At 33.6% G+C, this 8,959-nt stretch carries 10 protein-coding genes; 2 read left to right on the top strand and 8 right to left on the bottom strand.

The window, feature by feature from the left end:
* Positions 1–95: 95 nt before the first annotated feature.
* The 8 genes from HMPREF9171_RS112635 to yfmF all read right to left on the bottom strand — a co-directional run bounded on the left by HMPREF9171_RS112635 (position 96) and on the right by yfmF (position 7,299).
* Positions 96–800 carry a transglycosylase SLT domain-containing protein gene (locus HMPREF9171_RS112635; RefSeq protein ID WP_001042662.1) on the bottom strand — a complete coding sequence of 235 codons (705 nt, stop codon included), beginning with the start codon at positions 798–800 and terminating at the stop codon, positions 96–98.
* A gap of 105 nt (positions 801–905) precedes the next feature.
* Positions 906–1,445, bottom strand: a complete 540-nt coding sequence (gene apf, locus HMPREF9171_RS112640; RefSeq protein ID WP_000029072.1) for an aggregation-promoting factor — start codon at positions 1,443–1,445, stop codon at positions 906–908.
* 215 nt (positions 1,446–1,660) lie between these two features.
* The gene (locus HMPREF9171_RS112645) at positions 1,661–2,455 is read right to left on the bottom strand and encodes an energy-coupling factor transporter transmembrane component T family protein (RefSeq protein ID WP_000359357.1); all 795 of its coding nucleotides are present in this window, start codon (positions 2,453–2,455) and stop codon (positions 1,661–1,663) included.
* Positions 2,448–3,290, bottom strand: coding sequence for an energy-coupling factor transporter ATPase (locus HMPREF9171_RS112650; protein WP_000510606.1), 843 nt, complete (start codon positions 3,288–3,290; stop codon positions 2,448–2,450). Before HMPREF9171_RS112650 ends, HMPREF9171_RS112645 begins: the two co-directional genes overlap by 8 nt.
* Positions 3,266–4,105, bottom strand: a complete 840-nt coding sequence (locus HMPREF9171_RS112655) for an energy-coupling factor ABC transporter ATP-binding protein (RefSeq protein ID WP_000181757.1) — start codon at positions 4,103–4,105, stop codon at positions 3,266–3,268. Before HMPREF9171_RS112655 ends, HMPREF9171_RS112650 begins: the two co-directional genes overlap by 25 nt.
* A complete protein-coding gene (gene pgsA / locus HMPREF9171_RS112660; protein ID WP_000239225.1) occupies positions 4,105–4,647 on the bottom strand; it encodes a CDP-diacylglycerol--glycerol-3-phosphate 3-phosphatidyltransferase in 543 nt (180 codons plus the stop codon). The genes HMPREF9171_RS112655 and pgsA overlap by 1 nt, the downstream gene beginning before the upstream one ends.
* 122 nt (positions 4,648–4,769) lie before the next feature.
* Complete coding sequence (gene yfmH, locus HMPREF9171_RS112665; RefSeq protein WP_000217756.1) at positions 4,770–6,053, bottom strand: EF-P 5-aminopentanol modification-associated protein YfmH; 1,284 nt, start codon at positions 6,051–6,053, stop codon at positions 4,770–4,772.
* 1 nt (position 6,054) lies between these two features.
* The gene (gene yfmF / locus HMPREF9171_RS112670) at positions 6,055–7,299 is read right to left on the bottom strand and encodes an EF-P 5-aminopentanol modification-associated protein YfmF (RefSeq protein ID WP_000706187.1); all 1,245 of its coding nucleotides are present in this window, start codon (positions 7,297–7,299) and stop codon (positions 6,055–6,057) included.
* A gap of 238 nt (positions 7,300–7,537) precedes the next feature.
* On the opposite strand from yfmF, the gene yaaA reads away from it, so the two are divergent.
* Positions 7,538–7,891 (top strand): S4 domain-containing protein YaaA, encoded by a 354-nt coding sequence (yaaA, locus tag HMPREF9171_RS112675; protein WP_000384868.1) that lies wholly within the window; start codon positions 7,538–7,540, stop codon positions 7,889–7,891.
* A 2-nt stretch (positions 7,892–7,893) separates the two neighbouring features.
* The coding region (recF, locus tag HMPREF9171_RS10080; RefSeq protein ID WP_000264864.1) for a DNA replication/repair protein RecF at positions 7,894–8,959 on the top strand (1,066 nt) is incomplete at its 3' end.

The raw sequence follows: 8,959 nt of genomic DNA, 5'->3' as shown, positions 1-8,959 counted from the left end.
AAACGCTACAGCTTTACTGTAGCGTTTTTATTTATTTATTTTAGCAATCTGTAATTATTATTGACAATAGTGTAAAGTTAATTTATAGCTATTCACTAGTAACCCCAAGCTGATAAACCTTGAGCACGATAAGCTTTAATAGCTGAATTAACTTGATCCTGAACTGTAGCTGTTGAACCCCAACCTGGCATCGTTTGGAAAAGTCCTGAAGCTCCTGAGGCATTAGCAACATTAGGATTACCATTTGATTCACGGGCAATAATATGTTCCCAAGTAGACTGAGGGACTCCTGTTGCAGCAGCCATTTGTGCTGCTGCAGCAGATCCGACCGCCCCTGCAGTATTTCCATTGCTCAATACTTGGCCACTTGTCTGGTGTTGAGCAGGTTTGTAAGTTGTCTCAGTAACAGCATAAGTTTGTTGTGCCTGACTGGTAGCAGGGGTATTTTCTGTTACAACTGCTTGTTCTACAGCCGCCTCTTCACTCGCAGTAACTTGTTGCTGAGAATTAGCTTCTGTAGATTGAGAACTTGATTTTGGGGCTTCATTAGATGCCTGAGAAGGTTTTGGAGCCTGTTTTACATCTTCTACTTTTGATTTAGATGTCGCCTTAGTCATTTTTGATTTTTTGGCTACGCGAACTTTATCTGCTTTTGACAAAGATTCAGTAGTAACTTGTGAACTTTTAAAGATGACCGTTACAGCCAAAATACATGAAAAAAGGGCTACTAAAGTGATAGCTCCATAAGCTAAATGTTGTTTTTTTACATTCAATTTTGATAATTTTCTTCTTTTATTCATGTTACCTATATTATACTTTATTTGTTACCTTGCAATTGAATAGATGTTAAAAATATTACAAAGAGATTTAATTTTAAGTAAATCTCTTTGTTTTATCAACTTTTATTAATACCAACCGTTACTATTCCAAAATGATAGCGCTGCCGACCAAGATCCGTAACGAGAAGCCACATAATTGTCCGCTACTTTTTCTTGATTTTCAGGAGATAAGTCGCCATTTAGGTAAGATTGAGACAGTTGATATCTTCCATAATATTGTCCATTCTGTGCAGTATAACTACCATTTGATTCACGACGAGCTATTTCTTCTTTTGCAGCTGAATCACTTGAACTCAAATTTGATGAAGAATTCATTGAATTTTCAATTGTTGGTTGAGATTTTGCTTCTGCTTGACTAGCTGTAGAATTATCCAATTTTAAAACATCACCTATACTGATGACATCAGCGTTACTGATACTATTGAGAGACACTAACTCTTGTACCGTAGTTTTATGATTTTTAGCAATAGCTGATAAGGTATCACCTGATTTCACGGTATAAGATGCTGCGCTTACTGAAAGTGGTAAAGCTAATGAAGCACCCACTAAAAGACCTGCCACTCCTAATTTAAATGGTTTTGTTTTTTTAACCGAGGTTATTGACATAATATATGCTCTCTTTCATTAATTGATACGCGTACTATCATACCTTGTAAATATTACTAATTGTTTTGCCTTAGATGAAATTTATTACAAATAAATTGTAAATTAATAAAGAAAAGGCCTCCAAAAAATAATTTTTAGTTTTCTTTAAGTAAAGTTGTTGGGCTTTTCACATTATATAAATGAAAAGGCTAAGACCATAAACTGATCTTAACCTTTTAATTTTTTAATAGAAACAAACTCAAACCCAATAATAACATAAGTAATATACTAAAAGTATCCCGAATAGTCCACTTCAATAAACGGTACTTACTACGATTGGCTCCACCTTGATAACCTCTTGCTTCCATAGCAATTGCCAACGCATCTGCTCTTTTAAAACTAGAAGCAAATAATGGAATCAAAATAGGGATAATGGACTTAACCTTATGAATTAGGTTTCCCTCTCCAAAATCAACTCCACGAGCTCTTTGAGCATTCATGATACGTGTTGTATCATCCATTAAAGTAGGAACGAAACGTAAGCTAAGGGATAACATCAAACCAATCTCGTGTGCTGGTACTCTCAGTACTTCCAATGGTTTTAACAAAGATTCAACAGCATCTGCTAAACTTAACGGAGTAGTAGTTAAGGTAAGTAATGTCGAAAAGAAGATAATTAAAACAAATCTCATAAAAATAAGTGCTGCTTGTTGTAACCCAAGGCTAGTGATGCTAAAAATCCAAAACGAGAAGATAACCTGCCCGCCTTGTGCAAACAGCATCTGGAAGAGGGTTGTAAATAAAATAATACCAACCATCGGTTTAATACCATTGAAAAAATAGGAAAATTTTATCTGAGATAAACCCACAATAACCAACGTAAAAATGAATACGATCACATTTGTCACTACATTATTTGCCCAAAAAACAATAATGATAAAAAGCAACATGGCTAGTAACTTACTTCGAGGATCTAATTTATGAATGAGAGAATTACCTGGTATGTAACGTCCCAAAATCAATTTATCCATGCTTAATAGCCTCCACAAATTCGTTAATAGTAATTGGTAAACTAGGTAAATTTAATCCCTTATGAGATAGTCTTTGAGCAAACTTGGTGATTTTGGGAACTCCTAATTGTTTACTTTCTAAAAGTTCTACTTCTTGAAAAATCTGTTTTGGTTGTCCTGATAAGGTTACTTTCCCTGCTTCTAAAACATACACATAGTCAGCATAATCCGCTACATCGTCCATTAAGTGAGTCACTAAGACGATAGTCATTCCTTTTTTATGAAGATTTTTAAAAAGAGTCATTAATTCTTTTCTTCCCTTAGGATCAAGTCCAGCTGTTGGCTCATCCAGTACTAGTACTTTGGGTTCCATCGCTAAAATACCAGCTATAGCAACCCGCCTCATCTGCCCTCCAGAAAGTTCAAATGGATTTTTATCGAATAAATCCTCACTGATACCAACTAACCTTAATTTTTCTTCAGCCAGCCTTTCAGCTTCAATCTGAGAAATACCAAAATTTTGTGGTCCAAAAGCAACATCCTTTAAAACTGTCTCTTCAAAAAGCTGACTTTCTGGAAATTGAAAAACTAAACCAACTTTTTGCCTTATAAATTTGATTTCTTTGTTCTTGTCCCCTGCTTTAATAGAAAAATCATCGACAATTACCTCACCTTTTGTAGGAATATGTAAACCATTCAAAAGTTGCATAATAGTTGATTTTCCAGAACCTGTGTGCCCAATGAACGCGGTATAGGAAGCATCTTCAATTTTCAGATTGACGTCAAAAAGGGCACGCCCTTCAAAAGGAGTGCCGGCTTGATAGGTATAACTTACATTTTTAAATTCAATTCCCATAATTGTTCTTCTAATTCCTTCTCTGTAAGATACTCTGTCCCTATATCAAGACCATTAGCAGCCAGTTCTGCCATTAACCTACTTGTAAAGGGAACATCTAAACCTAAACTAATCAAACGATTTCCACGACCAAATAACGCTTTTGGAGTGGATGTCGACTCAACTTTACCATTTTTCATAACGATGACACGATCACTCAATGCAACTTCATCTAAGTCGTGTGTAATTGAAATAACAGTAAGATTATATTTTTGACGAATAGCTCGTATCGTTCTTATCAGTTCCAATCGTCCCTCAGGATCAAGCATACTAGTCGCCTCATCCAAGATGATAACTTGTGGACGCATAGCTACAGCTCCTGCAATGGCTACACGCTGCTTTTGTCCCCCAGATAAACGTGCAGGCTCCCTCATTTTAAATTCAGACATGCCTACCAAATCAAGTGCTTGGTCCACTCTTTCTTTCATGTCTTTCAAAGGAATACCTTTATTTTCCAAACCAAAGGCGACGTCATCTTCAACAGTTGCCCCTACAAATTGGTTATCAGGATTTTGAAATACCATGCCAATCTTGTGACGTAACTCCCAGACATTATCTTCGGTTAACTCTTGTCCATCAATGATAATCTGGCCTGACTCCGCCTCTAAAAGCCCATCTATTAAACGAACAGTAGTGGATTTCCCAGAACCATTATGACCGATAATAGATAGCCATTCTCCTTGTTTCACATGAAACGATACATTCTCCAATTGATAATGTGTTTGATTACTATCATATTTAAAAAAGAGATTATTAACAGTAATAATATTTGTCATTATTTAAAAGTATCCTTAAATAAGAAGCCTGCACCTTTAAAATAGTCGTAGCCTGAATACAAGGTAAAGAATAAAGCAATGTATAACATGATGTTACCAAGTGTCATCCAATGTACTAACAAAAAAATAACTGCAAACATTTGAGTAGCCGTCTTTATTTTCCCTGGCATAGCTGCAGCAAGTACTGTTCCACCTGTTTCAACTAAAAGTAAACGCAAACCTGTAACTGCTAACTCTCTACAAATGATAATAGCTGAAACCCAAGCCGGTGCTAAGCCTAGTCCAACTAACATGATAAAAGCACTCATAACTAGCATTTTATCAGCTAATGGGTCTGCAAATTTCCCAAAATTTGTTACTACTTGCCATTTACGTGCTAGATAACCGTCTAGGTAATCGGTCAAGCTTGCAATAGCAAATACAATAGCTGCAACAATATGCCAAGTTGTACTTGTTGTTACTGAAGTTAATACTATAAATAACGGAATCATTAAAATTCTGACTACAGTTAATAGATTCGGAATATTTTCTTTCTTCACCATAAATTCTCCTTTTGGAAACATAGTATTCCTATATTATGTTATTTCAAAACTAGTAAAAGACTTTTGACATACCAACTTTATAGATGTCTAAGCTTCCTTATTATATCAAAATTTCAGATTATTTACGAAGATTTTGGAAAAATAACAAAGTCAGATGTGTCAGCATTATCTAAGAAATCCTTACCAATCGTAATGACATCTTCCAAGTCTAATTCTTCAACGATAGATGGCAAATCTAAATACATCGTTTTTCCATCATATAAATAGGTGACGAATTGCATTGCGAGATTTTCAATAGAATCTAAGCTTCTTAAAAAATCGCCATAGAGCTCTCTCTTAACGTTTTGTAAGTGGCTTTCGGTAAGATCAGATGATTGCAAAGCATTTTTTAGCAATAACCTCAACTGAGTTGAAAAAGCAATTGGCTCTGTCGTATCTAAAGAAATAATAACGCACTCAAAATCTGGATGAACTTCAATTTCTATATCAAAAGAGTCATCAATTTGACCAGATTCGTACCAGTCTTGATTAATTGTAGAAGTCCATCCTAAAAGCATTGCAAAAAATAGCTGTAATCCGATTTTCTCTTTTAGGTAAGAACCATGTATCATATGATTTGATTTTCGATAACCAATAGCTAATTTAGGTTTTGTCACTGTCATATGGCAAGAGTTGTTTTTTATAACAGGTTCAAGACTAATAGAATCTCGGTCAATATTCTGTGAGTAACTTGTGAAATGAGAATTTTTTTGAAGGTAAGTTATAATTTCTTGTGGACTAAATTGTCCAACAAGAACTAAATTCATATTAGACAACTGATAAAAGTCTTTGTGATTTTCTTGTAAATCGGTTAAGGTTATTTGAGAAATTGATTGGTAATCTCCAGCGATATCAAATGCTAATGGAGAGTTGGGGTAAAGGTTCGATAACACTCCTTGATAAAGCCTATATTCTGGGTCATCTTGATACATTTCAATTTCTTGTTTGATAATATCTTTTTCTTTAGTAATTGACTCTTCTGTAAAGTTTGTTGTCAATACAAAGTCAAGTAGTATATCTAAGCAGTTTGTAATGTGACTTATAGTTGAAAAATAAAAACTAGTTTTATCAAAAGTTGTAAAGGCGTTACTCTCGGCGCCATATTTAGTAAATTGAGTTGCAGCGTCTTGTCCTTTATCCAGTTCAAATAATTTATGTTCTAAGAAGTGAGCAATTCCTGCCGGATAATGTTCTACACAACCATTCCTCGTATATTTTGTATGGAGTGATCCAAAATTTGCTGTCAATACTCCAACAGTTTCCTTAAATGATGGTTTTGGAATAAGGTATACATTTAGTCCGCTCTCTAATGTTAACTTATATACTTCCTCCTGAAGGTTCTGATAAGTTATTTTATTAACTGTCATCCTAGTTTCCTTCCAAAAAATAAAAAGCTTGTAATTTTAATTTTGTTGCTACGCTGACAATATCTGATTTTGTTACATCGTCTACTTTGTCAATGAATAGTGCTGAAGTATGAAACTGATCTAAATAATGTTCATGATAAATGTGGTCAACTATGACCTTAGGATTATCAGAAGCTAAAAGATAGTTCATTTTCAATATATCTTTTGTTTGTTTCAATAATGTAGAAGAGAACCTGCCCATCTTAATATTATTGAATTGCTTATTAATAAGCTTCAAAAAACGCTCACGATTCTCTTTATCAATACCTGCATATATCGTAAAGAGACCTGTAAAGCTGTCAAATTGACTACCTATAGTATAGGCTAAACCTTGCTTTTCTCGAATTTCTGTAAACAACAAGGAATGGGCAAAAGCACCAAATAAACCGTTAAATACTATTAAAGCAAAATAATCTTCATCTTTATAAGTTATTGGAAGATGATAAGCCAATTGCATAATAGATTGATTAACGTCCTTATCTTCTACTTGACTTCTCGTGATATTTTCATAAGTCTGCGTATAATCAAAAGCTAATACTTTGTGACGTGGCTCAAATGCCATACGATTAAATGCCTGAATCATTCGATAGTCATCAAAATCTCCTACGACAAAAATATCTAATTGATCTTCCTTAAGCATCTTCTGAAATTCTTGATAAGCTGTAAATGAATTTTCTGATTCCACTAAAGATGCTGTACCATACTTAGGTAAACGAAGTGTCTTATTATTGTAGAATAAAGATTTTAGTGCTAAGTCACTGCTATAAAAATTATCTTCAATATCGGCCTCTAAATATTGAATAAGGTTTTTCTTCTCAGTATCAAAAATAGATGTTTGATACTGTTCTAAAGAAATTAAAGGAGAAAACAGCATATCCTCCAAGAATGTAATAATTTGTTCAACGATATTTTCTTGTTCTAAAGTAAAGGTATTTTTAACAAATACAATATCAATATCAACAATGTGAACAAGACCCTTAGTAGAAATCTTAGTTGATAAACTAGCACCATATAAGGAAGCTAACTTTTCTCGAAATTCTTGTACCTTAGGGTACTTAGCATTTGCAGTAACTAACATTTGAGCAACGAGCGATCTACGTGCTACTGTTTTATTATTAAAATCACCTGAAAATCGAAAAGTAAGATGATTAGTCTTAAATTGTTGGTTTTTAATTAAATGTAGAGAAACGCCTTCAACTATTTTCATTCAATATCCTTTGTGTTCTGTATTGTTAGCTAAGATTATATCATTTTTAAAGGCGTTAAAAAAGATTAAATATCCAAGATATGATTAATTCTAAATTTCAATCTTCTTCAAAATTGACAAAGTCGTCAACCAATATTTACTCCCATTTTTTATACCTTGTCTCCATATCATAAGTTCAACTCAAAAAATAATTTTATGCTATAATGATGTGATATCTAAAATTGGAGATTAAAAAGTCATGGATTATAAATTATTTGATGAATATATTACTTTACAATCACTTCTAAAAGAGATTGGTATCATTCAAAGTGGCGGAGCCATTAAAAAATTTTTAGCGGATAATCAAGTATTGTTTAACGGTGACCTTGAAAATAGGCGTGGAAAGAAACTCCGCCTGGGGGATATTATTACTATTCCTGATCAAAATATCGAGATCATTATAAGGAAGCCATCAGATCAAGAAATTGAAGAACGTAATGTAGAAATAGCTGAAAAACAGCGTGTTTCAGAAATCGTTAAAGAAATGAATAAAAACACCAACAAAGATAAATCAAAAACTAGCAAAAAACCAGTTCGCTTTCCAGGGACATAAAAATGTGGATAAAAAATATTTCTTTAAAACATTATCGTAATTATGAAGAAGCACAAGTAGATTTTTCACCCAACCTCAATATTTTCATTGGCCGCAATGCTCAAGGAAAGACAAATTTTTTAGAAGCAATCTACTTCTTGGCTTTGACTCGAAGTCACCGTACCCGTTCTGATAAAGAACTTGTACATTTTAAACACCATGATGTACAAATTACAGGTGAGGTAATCCGCAAAAGTGGCCATCTTAACTTAGATATTCAATTATCTGAAAAAGGAAGAATCACTAAAGTTAACCATCTTAAACAGGCAAAATTATCTGATTATATTGGGGCTATGACTGTCGTACTTTTTGCCCCTGAAGATCTTCAATTAGTTAAAGGTGCACCTAGTCTAAGACGAAAATTTTTAGATATAGATATTGGACAAATTAAGCCAACGTACTTAGCTGAACTTTCAAATTACAATCATGTATTAAAACAAAGAAACACTTATCTAAAAACTACTAATAACGTCGACAAAACTTTTTTAACAGTCCTTGATGAACAATTAGCTGATTATGGAAGTCGTGTCATTGAACACCGTTTTGATTTTATCCAAGCCCTAAATGATGAAGCGGACAAACATCACTACATTATCAGTACTGAGTTAGAACATTTATCTATTCACTACAAATCGTCAATAGAGTTTACAGATAAGTCAAGTATTAGGGAACATTTTTTAAACCAATTATCTAAAAGCCACTCAAGAGACATCTTTAAGAAAAACACAAGCATCGGACCTCATCGTGATGATATTACTTTCTTTATTAATGATATCAATGCTACTTTTGGTAGCCAAGGGCAACAAAGAAGCCTTATTTTATCATTGAAATTAGCAGAAATTGAGCTAATAAAAACCGTTACCAACGATTATCCGATTCTCTTACTTGACGACGTCATGAGTGAACTTGACAACCATCGTCAACTAAAACTCTTAGAGGGAATCAAAGAGAATGTTCAAACATTTATTACTACAACAAGTTTAGAACATTTAAGTGCTTTACCTGATCAACTCAAAATCTTTAACGTTA

This window comes from Streptococcus agalactiae ATCC 13813, from assembly GCF_000186445.1.
Classification (GTDB): Bacteria; Bacillota; Bacilli; order Lactobacillales; family Streptococcaceae; genus Streptococcus; species Streptococcus agalactiae.
Note: the sequence above shows the minus strand (reverse complement) of the source record. Positions and strands in the feature narration are given on the sequence as shown.